This is a genomic window from Actinacidiphila acidipaludis (assembly GCF_019890725.1).
Classification (GTDB): domain Bacteria; phylum Actinomycetota; class Actinomycetes; order Streptomycetales; family Streptomycetaceae; genus Actinacidiphila; species Actinacidiphila acidipaludis.
This window is the reverse complement of record NZ_JAINZZ010000043.1, coordinates 1-20,607: the sequence shown is the minus strand read 5'-3', so window position 1 is coordinate 20,607 and position 20,607 is coordinate 1. Positions and strand designations below refer to the sequence as shown.

Sequence of the window (20,607 nt, the reverse complement as noted above, 5' to 3'; positions counted from 1 at the left end):
CCTTCCCGTCGTCCGGCGGCGAGGTCAGGCGGTGGGCTTCCAGTCGGGCTGGTAGTCCGGGTGGTCGGAGTAGACCGTGGCGAGCACGCGCAGGGTGCGGCACGGGAAGGGAGCGGGGACGCCGTGCTCCCAGCCGGGCTCGGGTACCCGGCACTCGGCGCAGACGCGGCCGTGCAAGGACAGGGAGTCCGGTACGTGGATGGCCAGCAGGTGCTGCTTGCCCTCGGCCTCACGCAGCACCCGGCGTGCCACGAGTGGTGGCACCTCGGCCAGCGTCGCCCGGTTCCAGCCCGGGTTCGTGGGGTCGTCCGCTCCCCTCGCGTAGCCGCGTTCCGCTTCCGCGCGGTCCTCTTCGAGCCGGGTTCTCAGGAACTCGATCAGATCAGCCATCGCTGCTCTCCTCCTCGGCCTTCGGCCGGCCGCACCACGGCCATCGTGCCCGGACGGGATGTCCTGGACCGCGCCACGCGAGACGTCGGTCCGCGACGCGATCCTACGGAAGCCGGAGCGCTCTGCGCGTAGCTCGACGATCAGCGCGTCCCGCGCCGCCCTCGGCACGGCTCGGCCCCGGCACCGGGCGCAGCACAAGGCCCGCGGGTCCCCGATGCGCAACGCATCGGGGACCCGCGGGCCTCGTGCGGGCTAGGGGCGCGTCTCGACGCCCCCTCTCTCACCCCAGGTCGAACGTGTTGGGCAGCCCGAGCCCGTAGCGGACTTCGTCGACGAGCTTGAGGGGCTCCAGCTCCGGTGACCGGAACAGCGTCCAGACCTCGCAGCGCTCGGACGTCGACCCGTCCGCGTCCAGGAGGGCGTTGACCGCGCGGCGGGCGGCCTCGTTGGCGCCCTCCATGGTCGCCAGGTCGACGTCGGTCCGCACATAGTCCCCGGCCAGGAAGAAGTTCGGGACGGCCGTCCTCGCCGACGGCCGGTTGTAGAGGGTGCCGGCCGGATGGATGAGCAACTGCTCGCGGTTGCCCGGTGTGGGCCCGCCCAGCCCGGTGACGGCGGGGTCCATGAACCAGGAGCGCAGGTTCGCGTCGGCCAGGACGGTCTCGCCGGTGTCGTTCAGCGCCGCCTTCAGCTGCGCCCAGGTCTCCTCGACGACCTGGTCCCGCGTGCACTCCTTGGCGGTCTTCCCGTACAGGATCCCCGGCTCGTTCCACTCCGAGACGCACACCGACAGGCAGTCGACGGACGAGCCGTCCCCGTAGTCGGCCGGGAAATCCCGATCCCAGAACTGCGCCTGCGAGATGGTGGTCAGCGACCACGGCGAGTCGAGGTAGATGGCGTGCCCGTGGACGATCCGCACGGGGTCACGCAGATAGAACTGCACCCCCACCATCCAGTCGGTGCTCAGCTTGTCGCAGCGCGCCAGTTGGGGGTCGGCGGCGCGCAGTGCGGTTCCCCAGGTCGCGCGGGCGTGCTCGACCGGCAGGGCGGAGACGTAGTAGTCCGCGGTGACGGTGCGCTGCGACCCGCCGCCCGGGGCGGCGACGCGCACCCCGCTGATCCGCCCGCCGTCGTGGACGACCTCGGTCACTTCGGTGTCCAGCTGGAACGTGACGCCGAGCGAGCGCAGGTGGGCCACCCAGGGGTCGATCCAGGCCTCACTGGTCGGCGCGTTCAGTACACGGTCCAGGTCCCCGTCGACACCCAGCCCCAGGATCCCGTTGACCAGGAAGGCCTCCAGGATCGTGCGGGCGACGGTGCGGGTGCTGGCCTGCTCGGCCTTGGTCGCGACGAGGTCGCGGGTCAGCCCCACGGCGAGCAGCCGCTGGTAGTCGTAGGACATCTCGCCCGCACGGATGAAGTCCCACCACGGAACCTTCTCCCACTGCTCCTCGCGGCGCCGGTCGCAACTGGTGAGGTGGACCAGGAAACGTTCCGCGAAGTAGGCGACCTCGGTGGCCGGCAGGTGGAAGACGGTGTTCAGCACGCCCACCAGGGACGCGCGCAGCGCCTCGGGGGACAGCTCGCCGGGTCCGGGCGGCGCGGTGACCGTACGGAACGGCAGGAACAGATCGGGCCGGCCGCCGGACCGGGCCAGCCGCGCCTCGGTGGCGTTGCGGAGGTTCCCGTGCACACCGTCGGCGTTGCCGGCAAAGGGAATCCGGCGCATCGTGTCCGGCAGATTCCGGTAGAAGCCGGGGAAGAAGCGGAATCCGTGCTCGCCGGGTAACGGCTTGCGCCCGGCGCCGGCGGTGCCGGGCACGTCCATGCTGCGGGCCTTGCCGCCGAGCGCCGTGTAGTACTCGTACACGGTCACCGCGTAACCGCGCTCGGCGAGTTCGTGGGCGACGCTCAGTCCCGACACTCCGCCGCCGAGCACCGCGACGGTGCGCGGCGCCGACGCACCGGCCTCCGAAGTCCGGGTGGCCGGCCGGGCGTGGGTCCCGGGATCCGTGTGGCCCGCCGGGCGCAGCGCGAGAGCACCGACCCCGCCGACGGTGGAGAGGAAGCCGCGCCGTGACTGACTGCTCGTCATGATGCATCCCTGTGGGTAGATGGGGGTCGAAGGGACCCCATACTCCCCGCAAAGGTGACGGCCCATCACCTCCCGGATCCGCTGATGCACAGCACCTGCACACTGCGTTCGACGAGTGCGACCAGTGCGACCGGTTCGACCAGCGCGACCGGTTCGACCGGCCCGGTCGCAGCAGCGCCGGAGGACCGGTCGGATCAGAAGGTGATCTCCACAGCGACGATCGGATGGCGGCGGCGCCGGCCGGAGAGGGTGGCGTACCAATCGCCGATGCGGGCGAGCAGGTACTTCCGGCCGAGCAGACGGCGGACCGCTTCCACGCCGTCGGCGTCGAGCAGCCGGCCGGAGCCCACCGCTTCGGCGGCGCCGGGCTTGATCCGGCCGCGCACGTCGCAAGCCACGACCTCGACCCGGGGATCCCGCCGCAGCCGCTTGACCTTCCAGGAGCCGGCCTCGGTCCATACGTACAGCCGTCCGCCGTCCACGACGTGCCACACCGGGGTGGCCACCGGCGTGCCGTCCTTGCGGTAGGTCGTCAGGCTGACGTAGCGGGCGCGGGTGAGCGCGTCGAGCGTGCGGGGGTCAAGCGCGGTCACGGCGTGTCCAATCGGGGGATCTGCGCGAGGCCGGAGGGCCCGCGCGACCATCGTAGGTCGGTGCGCTGAACTCCACGCCGAGCGAACGTTCACCCGCCAATGACGTCATCCGGCTCTCTCGATCAGATGGCCGGTACGGGAACGCGGCCCGCGGCCCGGACAGGGCGATGGCCTGCGCGCCGGGGGGGTGGACAGCGCAGGCCATCAAGGGGGGATCCGTGTGGTTCAACGACGACGCCGGCCCGACGGTTACGCGCGCCCGCGAAGTTGCCGCCCCCTAGGGGCGGACGCACCCTGGAGAGGGAGCCCGGCGTGGCGGCGGGTGCGTCAGTGGCCGCAGGAGGCACGCAGTCAACGACACAGAAGTGATGATGGTCATGGGGAAGTCCGACCGTTTCTCGTTCACCCTGCACAACATCACGGTGACCGTCAGTGATATCGACGCGTCCGTCGAGTGGTGGCGCCAAATCTTCGGGCTCGAACTCCTGGCGACGTCGCGTTTCGACGCGATCAACGCCGACGTGGCCTACCTGCAGGGGCCTGGTTTCAAGCTGGAGCTGCTCCGGACGCCCGACGGTTTCCGGCTGCCCGAACTGACCGCCGACCCTCCGGCACACATCCGGCCGATCGGCACCAAGGCGCTCGTCTTCCGCGTCCAGGACCTCGCCGCCGCGACGCGATGGTTCCGCGACCACGGGGTCACGATCGTGTGGAGCGAGCTGGACCTGGGCGACGGGAGCGTCTCCACCGCCATCCGGGACAACGACGGCAACTTCATCAACGTCTTCCAGCACGGCGCCAGTCCGGTCGGCTGACCTCCGCACCGCGGCCCCGGCCCGCTGCGGCGAACCGACCACACGAGGAACGAAACCCGGCAGGGATGCCCGTTCCGAGCTGGAAGAGGAAAATCATGGAGCAACTCAAGGATCAGACGGCCGTCGTCACCGGGGGTACCAGCGGGATCGGGCTGGCCGCGGCCAAGCGGTTCACCGCCGAAGGCGCGTACGTGTTCATCACCGGGCGCCGCCAGGAGGCACTGGACGACGCGGTCGCCCAGCTCGGGGCCGACGCCACCGGGGTCCGCGGAGACGTCTCCGATCCGGCTGACCTCGACCGCCTGTACGCGAGTGTCGCCGAGCGGGGCAAGCTCGTGGACGTGCTGTTCGCGAACGCCGGCGGCGGCGAGTTCGCGCCCCTGGAACAGATCACCGAGCAGCACTTCGACGCCACGTTCGACGCCAACGTCAAAGGCATGCTCTTCACCGTCCAGAAGGCGCTGCCCCTGCTCAACTCCGAGGGCGCCTCGGTGATCCTGACGGGTTCCACGGCAGCCGGCAGCGGAGCCGAGGCGTTCGGCGTCTACGCGGCCTCCAAGGCGGCCGTGCGTTCCTTCGGCCGCACCTGGGCCAACGAACTCAAAGGCCGCCACGTCCGGGTGAACACGCTCGTGCCCGGTGTGACCGACACCGCCGGCATCACCGGCCTCGCCCCGAACGCCGAGGAGGCCGAGATGCTCAAGGCGATGCTGACCAGCCAGGTCCCGCTCGGCCGCATGAGTCACCCCGACGAGATCGCCGCCGCGGCGCTCTTCCTCGCCTCGAAGGAGAGCAGCTACGTCACCGGCAGCGAACTGTATGTCGACGGCGGACTCAACCAGATCTGATCCGGGCACGCGCCGCCCGACGGTCAGCCGGTCAGGCCGACCACCAGCCACATGAACCCCGCCCCCGCGACCGTGAACAGCAACGTGGCGCGCGACGGGTGCGAACTGTGCGCCTCCGGCAGGATGTCGGAGGTCGCGAGGTAGAGCAGGAAGCCGGCGAAGAACCCGAGATAGAGGCCGAGCACCCCTTCGGGGATGGTGAAAGCCAAGGTCAGCGACGCGCCGACCACCGGTGCGACGGCGTCGCCGGCCACCAGGGCGATCGCCTTGCGCCGCTCGTTGCCGTACAGCCGGGTCAAGGTGTAGGTGTTGAAACCGTCGGCGAAGTCGTGCGCGATGATGGCGATGGCCACCACCGAGCCGACGCCGGAACCGGCCTGGAACGCAGCGCCGATGGCGAAGCCGTCGAACAGGCTGTGCGCGATGAGCGCGCCGGCCGCCGCCACACCGAGGCCCGGAGCGTCGTGGCCGTGGCCGTGACCGTGGCCGACGGCGTGGGCGTGCTCATGGCTCGCGTACTCGCCCTCATGTGCACGGTGCATCGCCACCGACCGCTCCACCACATGGATGGTGAGGAAACCGCCGACGAACAACACCAGTGCGGCGGGCACGTGGAAGATCTGGTGCGGTTGGGCACTCAGCGCCTCGGGCAGCAGATCGAAGCCGACCACGCCGAGCATCAGCCCGGCGGCCAGCCCCAGAACGAGATGGCGGCGGTCGCCGACGCGCTGCGCGACGATCCCGCCGATCAGCGTCATCAAGAACGCGCCCGCGGCGACGATCGCAGCCATGACGCGATTATCGGCACCCGCCTTCCCTGACGACCAATCAGTTAGGCCATTCGGAAAGACCAGGGTTCGCAGCCCGCGTTGATGCACGGGTTGGGCGGGACACCTTCAATTCCGGGCGCCGCACGCGGCCTTCTTCGGCGGTCGCTCTGGGCGGGCAGTGTCAGCATCGCCTCGGGCGGCACCTGAGAGTACCGACTCGCGCAGCGGCGCGGGCCGGCCGACCTAGCCGGCGCGTCCGCAGAGCGCGTGGTCGGTGAGCGACTGCACCGCCCGGTTGACCCGGTCCTGGTCGATCAGGGCGGTGGTGGTCGTGATGGACACCGTCACGGCGCGGCGCCCGTCCGCGGACGCCGCGGGCCGCGCGTACACGCCCAGCCCGTCACCCTCGTGCATGTAGTACACCCCGCCGCAGGTCAGCGGTAGGACCCGCAGTCCGAGTCCGTAGCCGCCCTGCCGGCCCGCGGGCGGCACCGGCAGGTCGTCGTAGGGGACGGTCTCCCGCATCTCCCGCCACTGCGCGGCCGGCAGCAGCCGGCCGCCGGCCAGCGCGCGGAAGAAGGTGTTCAGGTCCGACGGCGTGCTGACCACACCGGAGTCGGCCGTGTGCTCGAAGCTCTCCTCCGTCAGGTCGACCGGCTTGCCGTCCGGGCCGTCGACGGTCACCCGCACGTGCGGGCCGACGAGGAACGGGCCGGCGCCGGGGATGTAGGTGTGCCGCAAGCCGAGGGGCGCGATCACGCGGTGCTCGACCATCTCGTCCCACCTCTGCCCGGTTGCCTTCTCCGCCATCATCGCCGCCAGCAGGTAGTCGGTGTTGGAGTAGGCCCACTGCTGCGGACCCTCGCCCGGCGTGAACAGCGGCGCGTGGCGCATCGCGACGGCCACCAGGTCGGCCGCCGGTGTGTCGTCGTACCGGTTCTCCTCGAAGTGGTTGAGGAGTTTGTCCTGGATCTCCGGATCGGCCACATAGTCGTACAGGCCGCTGGTGTGCCGCAGCAGGTCGCGCAGGGTGATGCGGGAGCCGTCGTTGCCGTTGCCGGCCACCACGCCGGGCAGCCACCTGTCGACCGTGTCGTCCAGCGACAGCCGCCCCTCCGCGACGAGTTGGAGCACGACCACCGCCGTGAAGGTCTTGCTGGTGCTGGCCACCCGGAACTCCGGATCGCGGGGGAGCGCGGCGCTGGAGCGGGCGGTGAGCGGGGCCTGACCGGCCCGGTCCAGCTCGGCCACCACGTTCACCTGCCCGTCGCCGGCCGCCCGCACGGCGGCGAGGTCCCTTCGCAGGTCGGCCACGGAGTAGCCGCCGTCCGTCGAGCCGCCCGCGGACGGCCGCTCGCCGGGCGCCGTCCCGGTCCGTGCCGTGGCGGGCACCGCGGCCAGCGCGGTGGTCACCAGAGCCACCGCCCACGCCACCACAAGTCCGCGCTTTCCTGCCGCCGCACCCATCACCGACACCCCGTTTCCGCTCGACGAACCGTCACCGCAAGTCAATCCACCTCCGGCGCGCGGGGCGATCCTGCTGCCACCCACCCCCGAGGTGGGGTCAGCCCCCGTACGCCGTGTTCCACCTGGTCACCCCGGCGGCTCCCCGGTGAACCGGCACGGGTTTGATGTACCTGGCGGAGCCGGCGGCCCCGCTTGTCCTGTGCGGACCTGTACGTCTGAAAGGAAAGCCGTCGTGAAGACCTTCACCCTGCCCGGCACCGACATCCTCGCCCCGAACGTCGTGCTCGGCCTGATGCGCATCGCCGACAAATCCGACGAGGAGGTCCGGGAACTCGTGCGCACCGCGCGTGACGCGGGTATCGACTTCGTCGACCACGCCGACATCTACGGCGGCGAACTGCACGCCTGCGAACGCCGCTTCGCCGAGGCGATGGCGCTGACCCCGTCGCAGCGCGACCAGATCACGATCCAGACCAAGGCCGGCATCGTCACGGACGGCCCCTACTACGACTTCTCGTACGAGCACATCATGACGTCGGTCGAGGGTTCTCTCGCCGCCCTGGGGACCGACCGCATCGACATCCTGCTGCTCCACCGCCCCGACGCGCTGGTCGAGCCCGAGGAGGTGGCCCGCGCATTCGACGAACTCGAGTCCTCCGGCAAGGTACGGGCCTTCGGCGTCTCGAACCACACGCCCCGCCAGATCGACCTGCTGCGCCGGTACGTGCGTCAGCCCATCGTGGCCAACCAGCTTCAGCTGTCGATCACGCACGCGCCGATCGTCACGCAGGGGGTCGCGGCGAACATGCTCGCCGAGCAGCAGGCCGCGACCCTCGACGGCGGTGGCATCGTCGACTACTGCCGTCTGAACGACATCACCGTCCAGGCGTGGTCCCCGTTCCAGGCCGGCTTCTTCACCGGCGTCTTCCTCGGCTCGCCGGACTACCCCGAACTCAACGCGGTCATCGACCGTCTCGCCGCCCAGTACGACGTTCCCGCCATCGCGATCGCGACGGCCTGGATCACCCGCCACCCCGCTCAGATGCAGGTCGTGCTCGGCACCACCAGCCCCGAACGCGTCGCGGGCGCCGCCCAGGGCTCGGACCTCCGGCTGACCCGGGCGGAGTGGTACGAGCTGTTCCGCGCCGCGGGCCACCTTGTTCCCTGACACGTCACGCGGCGGCATCCGGGCACTGCGCGGTCGCAGAGGCTCCGGAGCCGCCGGCCGCACGGACACCGGCGCCCCACCGGTCACCATCGGTGGGGCGCCCCTGTCCGTGCGGCCGGTCCGGGAGCGGCGCGTCAGCCGATCGCGTTCGGGACGCCCTGCTGGAGAGCCCGGAACTCCTCGATCCACGCATAACCGCGTCCGGTGGTGCCGTTGCGCCACGGCTCGACGGTGTCGGGTGCGAAGACGGTGTTGAGCAGCCACGGCGGCTTGCCCGGCCCGAAGTCCTTCACCATCGACGGCCCCTGGCGATAGCCGTACGTGGCGACCGCCAGGCGGCCGGTGTCCCGGAACTTCTGCATCTGGTCGCGCAGGAAGTACTTCTGGCTCTCGTACCAGGGACTCGTCGAGAGGAAGAAGTCCCACTGCTCCTGGGGGAACGGCTGCTCGATCGAGGCCTGGATCACCTGCCAGACCTGGCTGGTGGGGTCGAACCCGTAACGGTCCGCGAACCGCGCCGGGATCCGGTCGCTCATGTGGGCCTGCCAGTACCAGACCAGCGAGAACTCGGTGACCAGGAAGGTCTGGTCGGGCCGCAGCCTGGGCAGCACGTAGTCCAGGAACGGCTGTACGGCCTCCGGTGAGGGGACGTGCGGATGGATGTCCACGCCGTCGATCTCGGGGGTCTGCCGGGCGAACGTCATCCAGCGCTCAGGCGGTCTCGCCCCCCCGGGGGCGGGGTGTCGCAACTTGAGCGACGTGTGTCCGAACAAGCGGGACGGGTGGCGCGGCTTCCGGACCAGCCTTGACGGTGTCCCCACTTCCACCTCCCAGGAGCACGTCATGACCGAGACCATCGCCGGCATCACCGTTCCCGACACCGGGCTCGCCCGGGCGGCGACCGCCCTCGTCCGCGCTGCGACCGACGACCCGCTGGTCGGCAGCACGCTGTTCCACCACTCCCGCCGCGTCTTCCTCTGGGGGATGCTCAAGAGCAAGGCCCGTGGCATCGAGGTCGACCCGGAGCTCGCCTACGTCGGCGCCATGTTCCACGACCTCGGCCTCACAAGGAAGTTCCGTACGACGAGCCAGCGCTTCGAGGTCGACGGCGCGGACGCCGCCTACGGCTTCCTGCGCGAGCACGGCCGCTCCGAAGAGGAGGCCCGCAACGTCTGGCTCGCGATCGCGCTGCACACCACACCCGAGATCCCGATGCACCTGGCGCCCGAGGTCGGCGTGGTCACCCTCGGTGTCGAGACCGACGTCCTGGGGTTGGAGCTGGACCAGATCTCCGACGCCGACAAGCAGGCTGTCGTCGAGGCGCACCCGCGCCCCGACTTCAAGCGCCAGATCCTGCACGCCTTCTACGAGGGCATGGCCGACCGGCCGGACTCGACCTTCGGCACGATGAACGACGACGTTCTCGCCCACTTCGACCTGCGCTTCAAGCGGGCCAACTTCGTCGACATCATCCAGGGCAACGCATGGCCGGAGTGAGCGGCCGAGCTCACTGACCCGCGAGGTCCACGACCGCCGACGTCGTGCTCGTGCTCGTGGTCGTGGTCGTGAAGCGTGCCCGGTACTGGCTGGGGGAGACCCCGAACCTGGCGACGAACAACCGCCGCATCGTCTCGGCGCTGCCGAAGCCGACCGCGCGGGCCGTCTCGGCGACCCCGTGGCCGGCATCCAGCAGGGACTTGGCGTGGTCCAGCCGGGTGCGCTCGACGAACTTCGCCGGCGTGGTGTCGAGCTCGGCGGCGAAGAGCCGCGTCAGGTGCCGGGTACTCACTCCGGCCTGCCGCGCCAGCGAGGTCGTGCTGTGATCGAGTGCGGGCTGTGCCGCCACGAGGTCGACGACGGTACGCAGGGTGGGTGTCCGCGGAGCCCGGACCTCCAGCGGCGCTGCGAACTGGGACTGGCCGCCAGGCCGCTGCATGAACATGACCAGGTTGCGGGCGACCTCACGGGCGAGGTCCGGCCCGTGGTCCTCCTCGACCAGCGACAGGGCGAGGTCGATGCCGGCCGACACCCCGGCCGAGGTGTAGATGCCGTGGTCGTGGACGAAGAGCGCGTCCGGCGCGACCGAGACGGCCGGGTAGGCGCGCGCCAGCAGGCCGGCGTGGCGCCAGTGGGTGGTGGCGCGGCGCCCGTCGAGCAGACCCGCGGCGGCGAGGACGAAGGAGCCCGTGCAGATGGAGACCATGCGGCGGCATCGCATCCGCAGGGCGCGGGCCGCCGCGACGAGCTCGGCCGGGATCGGCGAGGTCGGCAGGGCGTCGGCGCCGGAGACGATCACGGTGTCGATGCCGGCCACCTCGTCGGCCGGGCCGTCGACCGTCAGGGGCGTCCCGATCGAGGTGAGGACCGGCTGACCGTCGGGGGAGACGTAGCGCAGGTCGTACGCGGCGCCGAACCGAGTCGCCTCGGCGAAGACCTCGGCCGGGCCCGAGACGTCGAGCATCTTCATCCCGTCGAAGACCAGGAAAGCGACGCCTCTCGCCGGCCTCGTCCCCGCCTGCTCCACCACCGCGGTCAACCCCCTCGTCACTCGCACCTTCGCCCGGCCGCGTCACCACGACGGACGCGATGTCCCAATCTATGCGATCCCGGTCCGTGGCGACACGGCGTCTCAGCGCGGTGAGTACGGAGAGCGGAGCCATTCACACGGCGCCCGAGGGCGAACGCGACGTCGTGGATCTGCTCCGCACCAGAGGGTCAGGGCCTTTCGTGCTGAGCGCGGGATGAGCACTCGGGAATCGCCCGGCCAGCGGCAGCGGTCCCTGGCTGTGGGGCGAGGCTGTCCTGGCGTCCGAGACGGTTCGGTGAGGAAGGGACGCCATGTGCCCCGAGCTTCGCCGCGCTCGGCAGCGAAGGAAACCCTGCAAGGACGGAACAAGGACGGATCCAGGACGGTGGCTCCTAGATTCGGTGCCGTAACCCGGCCTCCGAGCACCACCGGGTCCTCGCGCACCGACAACAGGGAAGAGAACGGGCTCATGCTCCGCAGAACCTGATGCGCCGTCACCACAACCGCTGCGACCCCCCTCATCTCGTTCCGTTCTCCGCAGACCAGGAGTGGAAGTTGACCGAAAAGCAGCACGTCCCCACATCGCTCTCGCGCCGGCGCCTCCTCGCGGCGATGGCGGCCGTGACCGTCGGCACAGGAGTCAAACTCGGGCTCGACCTGGGCGACCCGTCAGCCGCTTCGGCCGCCACGAGGCTGGGCCTGGACTTCAACACCTATCCGAACCCGAGCCCCTCGACGATCACCGCGGACGGCTACACCTTCGTCTGCCAGTACCTTGCCGGCCCCGGGTCGCTGACCCGCAGCAGCGCGCTGGCGTTCATCAACGCCGGGATCGACGTGGTGTGCAACTGGGAAATGGGGCAGTACGCGCCGCGGAACGGCCTTTCCCAGGGCGTCAGCGACGCACAGCAGGCCCAGAGTGCGGCAGCGGCGGCCGGAATGCCGGCCGACCGGCCGATCTACTTCAGTGTCGACTGGGACGTGCAGTCCGCGGACCTTTCCGCGATCGAGGCGTACTTCGACGGAATCGCCTCGGTGATCGGCCGCGACCGCACCGGTGCGTACGGCGGTTACTACGCGATCCAGCAGCTCTTCAACAGCTCCAAGATCAGCTGGGGCTGGCAGACCTACGCCTGGTCCGGCGGCAACTGGGATTCCCGCGCCCAACTGCGGCAGATCCAGAACGACATACAGGTCGGCGGCACGTCGGTCGACGAAGACCAGGCCGTCGTCGACGACTTCGGTCAGTGGGGCGTCTCGGTCCCCGGAAACGGGAACTCCAGCGCCGCTACTTCGGACAGCAGTTGGGCGGTGTACAACCCGGGTGGGAGGGTGATGAGCCTGTTCGGTCTGGGGTCGGGGGGTCATCTGGGCTTCACCAACAGTTCGAACGGCGGGGCCAGCTGGAGCGACTGGGCCGAGGCCAACGGCTATTGGGCGTTGCAGGGCACACCGAACGCGGTCTATGACCCGGATGCCAAGGCGACGCTGCTCTTCGCCCGCGGGTCGGCCGACGGTGCCATGGGCATCAGCAGGAGCACCGACAACGGTGCGAGCTGGTCGAACTGGACCCAGGTGAACCCGTACTGGTCGAATTTCAAGGGTGATGCTTCGGCGGTGTACAACTCGACCACGAAGAGGGTCACCGTCTTCGCCCGTGGCGGTGATGGCCGTATCGGCTACAGCCAGTGCAGCAATGGCGGTGTGAGCTGGTCGAACTGGGCGGAGGTCAATGCCTACTGGAACAACTTCTCCGGTGACCCGCATGTGATCTTCAACCCCACGACCAACCGGATGACGGTCTTCGCTCGCGGTGGTGACGGGCGTATCGGTTACGCGCAGAGCGGCAACGACGGTGCGAGCTGGTCGAACTGGACCGAGGCCAACGGCTACTGGAACAACTTCGCCGAGGATCCCACCCTGGTCTACGACCCGGACACCGCCCAGAACACCGCGTTCGCACTCGGGAGCGGCGGGCACATGGGCTACTCCCAGAGCAGCGCCGGCGGCTGGACCAACTGGGCCGAAGTCAACGCCTACTGGACACTCATCGGATCCTGAACGACCCAACCCCGGACGGCCAGGCATGCCCACGATGCCGAGTCCGGCGAGGTGGAGGGTGGCGGTCTCGCCGTCACGGGTGGCCAGGCCGGCGCGGGACCGGTCCATGGCATGACCTGCCGGTTCGCCGGCCGGGGCCCTTGTCTGCGGGCCCCGACCGCGTGCTGGTGGGCGCGCCCGATCGGGGAGCCGACCGACACCGGAGGTGCCGTCGGTGGACCACATCCGCAGCCGCACGCTGATCCCGCCACCGCCCGCCTCGCCCGTCCGTCCGGTCCGGCGACAACGGCTCGGTCCGCGCCCACTGCGCGTTGCTCAACGGCACACCCGGACCAGCGATCGGATGATCCGCAACGCCCTAGCCCTGGCGCCGCTTGCGGGTGGCGTTCGCCCACGCGCGGCGGGCCAGGCCGCCGGTGCCCGCATGCGGACGGGTCAGCAGGACGGCGGTTCTGGCCGCCACGGGGACCGTGCCGCCGGCCTTGATCTCGGTCTCGTCGACGGCGTCCGGCTCCTCCGCGGTGTCCACCAGGATCCGCCACCGCTCACCATGCGTGCGATCGGGCAGCACGAAGTCCAGCGGCTCCCAATGGGAGTTGAGCAGCAGCAGGAACGAGTCGTCGACGATCCGCTCGCCGCGTGGTCCCGGTTCCGCGACCGCCTCGCCGTTGAGCAGCAGGGCGACCGCGTGGGCATCGGCCCGCTGCCAGTCCTCGTCGCGCATCTGCCGCCCGCCCGGCGTCAGCCACACCGCGTCCCCGCGGCCGGTGCCGTCCGGGTCGCCGCGCAGGAAGCGGCGCCGCCGGAAGACAGGATGGTCACGGCGCAGCGCGATCAGCCGGCTGGTGAAGTCGAGCAGCCCGCGGCGCTCGGCGTCGAGGTCCCAGTCCACCCAGGACAGTTCGTTGTCCTGGCAGTAGGCGTTGTTGTTGCCTCCTTGCGTGCGGCCCAGCTCGTCGCCGTGGCAGATCATCGGTACGCCCTGCGAGAGCAGCAGGGTGGTCAGCAGGTTGCGCTGCTGGCGGGCGCGCAGCGCCAGCACCTCGGCGTCGTCGGTCTCGCCCTCCGCGCCGCTGTTCCAGGACCGGTTGGTGCTCTCGCCGTCCTGGTTGTCCTCGCCGTTGGCCTCGTTGTGCTTGTCGTTGTACGACACCAGGTCGCGCAGGGTGAAACCGTCGTGGCAGGTGACGAAGTTGACCGAGGCGCGCGGTCGGCGGCTGTCGTCCTGGTAGAGGTCGGAGGACCCGGTGATCCGCGAGGCCAGTTCGGGCAGGACGGAGTCGGAGGTCCGCCAGAAGTCGCGGATCGTGTCCCGGTAGCGTCCGTTCCACTCGCTCCACAGCGGCGGGAAGTTGCCCACCTGGTAACCGCCCTCGCCGACGTCCCACGGTTCGGCGATCAGCTTGACCCGGGAGACGACCGGGTCCTGCTGGACCAGGTCGAAGAACGCGGACAGCCGGTCCACCTCGTGGAACTGCCGGGCCAGGGTGGCGGCCAGGTCGAACCGGAAGCCGTCGACGTGCATCTCGGTCACCCAGTAGCGCAGGCTGTCCATGATCAGCTGCAGCACGTGCGGGCTGCGCATGAGCAGGCTGTTGCCGGTGCCGGTGGTGTCGAAGTAGTGCGCCGGGTCGTCGTCGACCAGCCGGTAGTAGGCGGGGTTGTCGATGCCGCGGAAGGAGAGGGTGGGGCCCATGTGGTTGCCCTCGGCGGTGTGGTTGTAGACCACGTCGAGGATCACCTCGATGCCGGCCGCGTGCAGCGCCTTGACCATGGACTTGAACTCGGCCACCTGGCCGCCGCGGCCGCCGGTGGAGGCATAGCCGTTGTGCGGGGCGAAGAAGCCGATGGTGTTGTAGCCCCAGTAGTTGGACAGCCCCCGGTCCAGCAGGTGGCCGTCCTGCACGAACTGGTGGACCGGCATGAGCTCCACGGTGGTGACACCCAGGCGCGTCAGGTGGCCCACCACCTCGGGATGCGCCAGGCCGGCGTAGGTTCCCCGCAGCTCGGGCGGCACACCGGGGTGGCGCATCGTCAGGCCGCGGACGTGCGCCTCGTAGATGACGGACTCGTGGTACGAGTGGCCCGGTGCGCGGTCGCCGGCCCAGTCGAACTCCTCGTCGACGACCACCGAGAGCATGGCGTGCGTCCTGCTGTCGGCCGTGTTGCGGGCCGCGGGATCGGCGAACGGGTAGCCGAAGAGCGACTCGTGGCCGTCGGCCTGGCCGTCGATCGCCTTGGCGTAGGGGTCCAGCAGGAGCTTCGCCGGGTTGCAGCGATGACCGCTGCCGGGGTCGTAGGGGCCGTGCACCCGGTAGCCGTACCGCTGGCCGGGGCCCACACCGGGCAGGTAGGCGTGCCAGATGAAGCCGTCGACCTCCGTGAGCTCCACCCGGGTCTCGTGCCTGGCGTCGTCGAGCAGGCAGAGTTCGACCCGGTCCGCGACGCTGGAGTACAGCGCGAAGTTGGTGCCCGCGCCGTCATAGGTGGCGCCGAGCGGCGCGGCGCGCCCGGTCCACTTCTCCACCGTCCGGGCTGCCGCTCTGCGCTGGCCCCGCTGTTCGGCCCGTTGGCCCCTGCGCTGCTGCCGTCCGATGCTCCGGCTTCCGCGCACCACGTCCGACCCGTCCACGCTGCCCCCTCACGGCCAGTGTCTTGGCTACGGAAGCCGTATACCCGCCACGGGCGAAGCTAGGTGATCAATTCTCAGCGATGCTTGCGGAGGGTGTGGCCTGGGCGGCGGCCGAGGCCACCGCGGGACGGTCAGACGGCGGGCCGCCGGACTGGGCGTCGAGGTGGCAGCGGGCGGTCAGGCGTCAGGGTCGACTTCGGCGTGCGTGAACCGCACGGGCTTGCCCTGCGATCGGGCGTAGGCGATTTCGGTGCGGGTGCTGTCTCCGATGTAGTCGCCGACGACGAGCACCTCATCGGCGAGCCGGATCTTCGCCCTGTGCAGATCGTCGAGTCGTACCTTCAGCGCCTCGGCCTCGGCAGGGTCGGACCAGAGTTCGTGTGGCGACTTCATGTCGCAGCCCGGTTTGACGACAATCTTTCCGGCTGCGGTCTCCCGGAGATCGGCTTCGTTCATCTCGGTCATGAAGCGGGTGGACCCGCAGATCACGACGACAGGCGGGAGGCTCAACAGCTTCTTCGCGTCGGCGAGCTTCTCCTCGGCGGTGAGCGGTTGCGGGCACGACACGGGTTCCTCCTGGTGATGTGGTCCAAGGGCGCCTGCGGAGACCAGAACGAGACTGCGATGCCGAACTGGTCAACGTCGCCATGATGGCGGCCATATTCGGCTTCACCGCCGAGGCCCGAGGGCTCCGCCAGGTCCGTGCCCACCTGCGGGCTCGCTTCACACGCCGTGGGCGTCCGCGGCGCGGCGGGCCGCGCGCAGGCGGTCGGCGAGGGCGGCGCAGACGGCGGCCGCGGTGCAGGCGGCAGCGGCCAGCAGGATGAGCCGGCCGCCCAGGCCCGAGGCGGCCCCCGCCGCCGCTGTTCCCACGGAGGCCACAGCGACCTTCAGCCCGGCGCTGGTGACGAAGACCTGGGCTCGCGCTGCCGGCGGGGCGTAGGCGGAACGGGCGGCCAACGTGGCCGTGAAGGAGAAGGAGTTGGCCACGCCGACCAGAGCGAACCCGGCCAGTGCCGTGGCGTAGCCGGGAGCGCAGGCGGTGAGTGCGGTGACCGCGGCCAGGACGGCGAACAGCCGCAGCGCCCACACCTCGGCGTCCCCGCGCAACGGCACGGCCGTCACCAGCAGCGAACCCGCGAGGTTGCCCAGCCCCATGACGGTCGTCAACACCGCACCCGCCGAAGGGCGGTGGGCGAGCTGAGGGCCGTGCGTCATGGCGATGACCGGCAACGCACCCAGTTCGAGCGCGGACATGAGGGTGAGGACGGTGACGCGGCGCAGCGGACCGTGCCGGACGAGGATGCCGACGCCTTGGCGGACGGTGGGCGTGGCCCCGGGGTTCGCGGCGGTCGCGGGCTTCGGACGCGGGCCGTCCGAACGGGCCGACGGCAGGGTCGCGGTGAGGAGTGCCGCGGTGGTCGCCGCGCCGCACAGAGCGAGCAGCGCGGCCCGCGGATCGGCGAGCGCCGCCGTTCCCGCCACCGCCGCGGGGCCGAGCGTCCCGCCGAGCCCGTACGTCGTGGAGTCCCAGCCCTGCGCACGGCGCTGCGCGTGCTCGCCGCCTCCGGCGAGCGCGGCCAGCCGGCTGCTCAACCCACCGGTCAGCAAGGGCCCGCAGGATCCGGCGACCGCCGTGGTGCACAGCGCCACCGCGAGCGGTGCGCGGCCCACCGCCACCGCCGTGCCGGCCAGCGCCACCGCGTACAGCACGAACGCTCCGGCCAGCAGCCGAAGGCCTTCATGTGCCCGGTCCAGTCGCCGGGCCAGCCAGGGGCCGAACAGGTGCGGGGCGCTGAGTGCCGCCGCCAGCAGGCCGCCTGCGGCGGCGCCGCCTCCCGGGTGGCCGCGCACCGCGAGCGCCAGCAGGACCACCCCGACGGTCGCGCCGCTGTCGGCGCTGCGTACGAGCAGGGCGGCGAGGACGTAGCGCGCCAGTCCGTGCGAACCGCCTCGGTGGGCCTCGTCCTCCAGGGGCTGTGCCGCCGGAGCTCGCGCTGATGGCGTTTCCATCGCAGCCCTCCCGTCGGCACCGCGCGGCCGTCGGGGCGCATGCCCGCGCCGGCCTGGAGTACGCCCTCGACGGCGGGCCTGCGCCGAGTCCGGACAGGTGGATCAACGCGTCCGCGGGCCGGTCACGCGTCCCGTTGGCAGGTCCTCAGGGCCGGAGCACGATCTTGCCGTGGGTGTGCTGCTGTTCCAGCTCGCGGAAGGCATCCCGCACCTGCGCCAGTGGATAGGTGCGGGCGATCGGTACCTCCAGCAGGCCGCGCGCGGCCGACCGGGCCAGCTCGCCGAGGACGACGGCGGACGCCGCCGCGCCTTCGCCGTAGGTGCGCGCGCCGATTTTGGCCGCCGCCTGCCAGTCGCTGATCGTGTTGATCCGCTCGGGCCGGGCGCCCAGTTCCGCTGCCAGGGCCACGTAGCCGTCGCCGAAGGTGTCGATGAACGCGTCGACCCTGTCACCGGACGCCTGACGGATCCGCTCGGCCACCCCCGGCCCGTAGGCGACCGGCAGCACACCGCGCTCCTTCAGCCACGGGTGGTTGCGCTCGCTCGCCAGCCCGATCACCGTGGCGCCGCGCTGCCGCGCGAGTTGCACCGCCAGCGACCCGACGCCGCCGGCCGCTCCGGAGACGACGACCGTGTCGTCCGGGCCGGGCTCGACGGCGAACACGGTGGCGTAGGCGGTGGTGCCCGCCACGTACAGGGCGCCGGCCACGTCCCAGGACAACCCCGCGGGACGGGAGACCAGATGGACGTCGTCGACCACCACGAACTGCGCATGGCTGGCGCGCCGGTGGGTGAAGCCGAGCACCTCGTCGCCCACCGCGAAGCCTCGCACGTGCGGGCCGGTCTCCACCACGACACCCGCCAGATCGCTTCCCTGCCCCGAGGGGAACGTCGCCGGCCAACGCGCGTGCAGCGCGCCGGTGCGGATGTGCGCCTCGCCGGGCTGGATTCCCGCCGCGCGGACCTCGACCAGCACCTGTCCGGGACCGGGTACCGGCCGTTCCACCTCCTCGACCCGCAGCACATCGATCCCGCCGTACTCGTGGAACCGCACCGCCCGCATCACGTGATCACCGACTTCCCCCGTCCGGACATGGCCTGGACGGCCGCGCGCCGGAGAACCGGGCGCGACCGTGCCACCGCATGCAAAGGGGCGAAGGCGGCCCGGTATTCCCCGGAGTGCTCAGACGGTGCCGCCGCGGGCATCGCGGGCCACGGCCCGGAACACCCGCACGCTGGTCACTGCTGCCTCCACCGCTCCGCGGTGATCTCGTACCGGACGCCTCCGTGCTCGGAGCCCTCGACCGCCTGCATGTCGGGGGGAGTGGGGACGGTGTCCGTGTGCGTCATGCCGAGTTTGGCCATGATGTTGCGGGAGCCGTGGTTCACCGACATCGTCTCCGCCCAGATCATGCGGACGCCGAGTTCCGTGAACGCCTTGCGGAGCAGGGCACGGGAGCCCTCGGTGGCGTACCCCTTTCCCCACGCCGCCTGCCGCAGCCGGTAGCCGAGTTCGACCTCGTCCAGCGGACCCTCCGGCTCGGGGCGCAGAATGAACCAGCCGATGAACGCGCCGCCGTCCTTCTCGTGCGCCGCGAACAGTCCCAGGTCACCGCCCCACCGCTGGTACCCGGCGAGGATGTTGGGCAGATAGCGCTCGCGGACGAGGTCCGGTGCGGTCGGTCGTCCGCCGGTCAGGTAGCGCATCACCGCCGGGTCGCTGTCCAGCTCGATCAGCAGCTCCGCGTCGTCGGCGGTGAAACGGCGCAGGGCCAGGCGCTCGGTCTCCAGATACGTGTCCACGGGCTGATCATGCCCGACGCGGCGTGACCGGTGTCCGACGGTGTCCCGCTCCGTGCCGGCAGTTGCTCAGCGGCCGCCGGTGACGGCCTGTGTCTCCCGCTCGATCATCTCCACCAGCGGGAAGTCGTCGTGGTTGCCGAGGATGACGCCGACCCAGCCGGTGTCCGGGTAGATGTTCCAGTTGGCTCCGCCACCGGGGTCGCCGCCGGCGCGCGAGTACACCCACTGGCCCTGGACGATGCTGACGGGCACTTGGTAGGCGCCGAAGCTCGCCGGCCCGTGCGGGACCTTGGCCGCGGTGAACACGTCGGCCCAGGGCCGGTCCAGCAGTGTGCCGTCGCTCAGCCCGTGGGCGAACCTGACCAGATCCGGCGCCGTGGCGAAGCCCGCGTCTCCGGGAGCGGCGATGAACAGGCGGGCCGGGTTCTTGCCCAGCTCGTAGGGGTGCGGGCTGCCCTTGTCCAGGTTGCGCACGGCGTCCACCCGGCTGCCGTCGGCAAGCGTCATGTAGGCATGCGCGATGTGGGTGTCGGTCAGCCACTGCGGCCTGGTGGCGAAGGCCGTTCCGGTCATGCCGCAGCGCCTGAAGACGTGTTCCTCGACGTAGTCCCAGTAGCTCGTACCGGCCACGGCCTCGACGATCATCGCGGAGATAGCGATCTCGGCGCCCGCGTGATCGGTGGGAGTGCCGACGGGAGCCACCAACCTCGACTGCCGGGCCCACCCCTCGTAGTAGTCGTGCACCTCCTCCCGGCTTTGGAAGACGCGCTGCAGATCCTCGTCCGGGGAGTCGAGCCCGGAGATACCGGCCAGCATGTGATGGATGGTCACCTGTTCGGCGATGTCCTCGGCGAAGCCCGTCAGGTGGGTGCCCACGGTGTCCGCCAGCTTCAGCTTCCCCTGCTGCGCGAGCTGCAGGAGTGCCACCGCGACGAACGGCTTGCCCGCTGAGCTGAGATTGAAGGCGACGCGCTCGTGGTTGGGGATCCCTCGCTCCTTGTCGGCCATGCCGTAACTGCGGGACAGCACGGTGCGGCCCCGGTGCGAGAGCAGCACGACACCGGAGAACCTGTCCGCGGCCGCCAGCTCCGCCACGTACCGGTCGTAGGCGCCGCCGGGCAGGCAGTCCCGCGGGATCCAGGCGCCGGCCGGGGCCGGGGCGGTGTGGGCGGGCTGGGCGCCCACCATCGGCGTGGCGGCCGCAGCCGCACCGGCTGCCGCCAGCCCGCCCCACCCGAGCAGGCTCCGCCTGTCGACGCCTCCCGTCGCGTTCTCGTGCATGATCACAGCCCCTTCCCCGTCGGCCGACCATCCGCTGCGTCACCCGATGGGACGCCTCGCGGTCCGTGCGTCCATCGAAGACGCGAGGCGGTTGCCGGGGCGTATGCGGTTTTCGATACGCCCGCGAAACCTGTCTCCACTCCT

18 protein-coding genes are annotated in these 20,607 nt (G+C 70.9%); 5 read left to right on the top strand and 13 right to left on the bottom strand.

Annotated features, from left to right (window positions below; genetic code table 11):
• Positions 1 to 24: 24 nt before the first annotated feature.
• From K7862_RS26560 to K7862_RS26550, 3 genes are all read right to left on the bottom strand, one after another.
• Positions 25 to 390 (bottom strand): DUF6221 family protein, encoded by a 366-nt coding sequence (locus K7862_RS26560; RefSeq protein WP_222966963.1) that lies wholly within the window; start codon positions 388 to 390, stop codon positions 25 to 27.
• 280 nt (positions 391 to 670) lie between these two features.
• Entirely contained in the window at positions 671 to 2,485 is a 1,815-nt protein-coding gene (locus K7862_RS26555) for a hydroxysqualene dehydroxylase (RefSeq protein WP_222966961.1), read from the bottom strand.
• 194 nt (positions 2,486 to 2,679) lie between these two features.
• The gene (locus K7862_RS26550; RefSeq protein WP_308012199.1) at positions 2,680 to 3,078 is read right to left on the bottom strand and encodes a PPOX class F420-dependent oxidoreductase; all 399 of its coding nucleotides are present in this window, start codon (positions 3,076 to 3,078) and stop codon (positions 2,680 to 2,682) included.
• Positions 3,079 to 3,455: 377 nt separating this feature from the next.
• Between K7862_RS26550 and K7862_RS26545 the strand changes: the two genes are divergently transcribed.
• Together K7862_RS26545 and K7862_RS26540 are read left to right on the top strand one after the other, a co-directional pair.
• Positions 3,456 to 3,893 carry a VOC family protein gene (locus K7862_RS26545; protein ID WP_222966957.1) on the top strand — a complete coding sequence of 146 codons (438 nt, stop codon included), beginning with the start codon at positions 3,456 to 3,458 and terminating at the stop codon, positions 3,891 to 3,893.
• A gap of 95 nt (positions 3,894 to 3,988) precedes the next feature.
• Positions 3,989 to 4,741, top strand: coding sequence for an SDR family oxidoreductase (locus K7862_RS26540; protein WP_222966955.1), 753 nt, complete (start codon positions 3,989 to 3,991; stop codon positions 4,739 to 4,741).
• Positions 4,742 to 4,764: 23 nt separating this feature from the next.
• Here the strand turns inward: K7862_RS26540 and K7862_RS26535 are convergent, their stop codons facing one another.
• Positions 4,765 to 5,532, bottom strand: coding sequence for a ZIP family metal transporter (locus K7862_RS26535; protein ID WP_222966953.1), 768 nt, complete (start codon positions 5,530 to 5,532; stop codon positions 4,765 to 4,767).
• Positions 5,533 to 5,754: 222 nt separating this feature from the next.
• Positions 5,755 to 6,978, bottom strand: coding sequence for a serine hydrolase domain-containing protein (locus K7862_RS26530; protein WP_222966951.1), 1,224 nt, complete (start codon positions 6,976 to 6,978; stop codon positions 5,755 to 5,757).
• Between the two features lie 232 nt (positions 6,979 to 7,210).
• On the opposite strand from K7862_RS26530, the gene K7862_RS26525 reads away from it, so the two are divergent.
• Positions 7,211 to 8,146, top strand: a complete 936-nt coding sequence (locus tag K7862_RS26525) for an aldo/keto reductase (protein WP_222966949.1) — start codon at positions 7,211 to 7,213, stop codon at positions 8,144 to 8,146.
• Between the two features lie 134 nt (positions 8,147 to 8,280).
• Here the strand turns inward: K7862_RS26525 and K7862_RS26520 are convergent, their stop codons facing one another.
• A complete protein-coding gene (locus K7862_RS26520) occupies positions 8,281 to 8,850 on the bottom strand; it encodes a hypothetical protein (RefSeq protein WP_222966947.1) in 570 nt (189 codons plus the stop codon).
• A 139-nt stretch (positions 8,851 to 8,989) separates the two neighbouring features.
• Between K7862_RS26520 and K7862_RS26515 the strand changes: the two genes are divergently transcribed.
• Positions 8,990 to 9,643, top strand: a complete 654-nt coding sequence (locus K7862_RS26515; RefSeq protein ID WP_222966945.1) for an HD domain-containing protein — start codon at positions 8,990 to 8,992, stop codon at positions 9,641 to 9,643.
• A gap of 10 nt (positions 9,644 to 9,653) precedes the next feature.
• Here the strand turns inward: K7862_RS26515 and K7862_RS26510 are convergent, their stop codons facing one another.
• Entirely contained in the window at positions 9,654 to 10,694 is a 1,041-nt protein-coding gene (locus K7862_RS26510) for a GlxA family transcriptional regulator (protein WP_308012198.1), read from the bottom strand.
• Between the two features lie 534 nt (positions 10,695 to 11,228).
• Between K7862_RS26510 and K7862_RS26505 the strand changes: the two genes are divergently transcribed.
• Complete coding sequence (locus K7862_RS26505) at positions 11,229 to 12,734, top strand: glycoside hydrolase domain-containing protein (RefSeq protein WP_222966943.1); 1,506 nt, start codon at positions 11,229 to 11,231, stop codon at positions 12,732 to 12,734.
• 358 nt (positions 12,735 to 13,092) lie between these two features.
• Here K7862_RS26505 and glgX read toward each other — a convergent pair whose 3' ends face one another.
• The 6 genes from glgX to K7862_RS26475 form a co-directional block, all read right to left on the bottom strand.
• Positions 13,093 to 15,261, bottom strand: coding sequence for a glycogen debranching protein GlgX (gene glgX / locus K7862_RS26500; RefSeq protein ID WP_222966941.1), 2,169 nt, complete (start codon positions 15,259 to 15,261; stop codon positions 13,093 to 13,095).
• A gap of 282 nt (positions 15,262 to 15,543) precedes the next feature.
• Positions 15,544 to 15,933 carry a hypothetical protein gene (locus K7862_RS26495; RefSeq protein WP_222966939.1) on the bottom strand — a complete coding sequence of 130 codons (390 nt, stop codon included), beginning with the start codon at positions 15,931 to 15,933 and terminating at the stop codon, positions 15,544 to 15,546.
• Between the two features lie 156 nt (positions 15,934 to 16,089).
• Entirely contained in the window at positions 16,090 to 17,379 is a 1,290-nt protein-coding gene (locus K7862_RS26490; protein ID WP_222966937.1) for an MFS transporter, read from the bottom strand.
• Between the two features lie 145 nt (positions 17,380 to 17,524).
• A complete protein-coding gene (locus K7862_RS26485; protein ID WP_222966935.1) occupies positions 17,525 to 18,442 on the bottom strand; it encodes an NADP-dependent oxidoreductase in 918 nt (305 codons plus the stop codon).
• Positions 18,443 to 18,618: 176 nt separating this feature from the next.
• Positions 18,619 to 19,182 carry a GNAT family N-acetyltransferase gene (locus K7862_RS26480; protein WP_222966933.1) on the bottom strand — a complete coding sequence of 188 codons (564 nt, stop codon included), beginning with the start codon at positions 19,180 to 19,182 and terminating at the stop codon, positions 18,619 to 18,621.
• A gap of 66 nt (positions 19,183 to 19,248) precedes the next feature.
• The gene (locus K7862_RS26475; RefSeq protein ID WP_222966931.1) at positions 19,249 to 20,463 is read right to left on the bottom strand and encodes a serine hydrolase domain-containing protein; all 1,215 of its coding nucleotides are present in this window, start codon (positions 20,461 to 20,463) and stop codon (positions 19,249 to 19,251) included.
• Between the last annotated feature and the right edge of the window lie 144 nt (positions 20,464 to 20,607).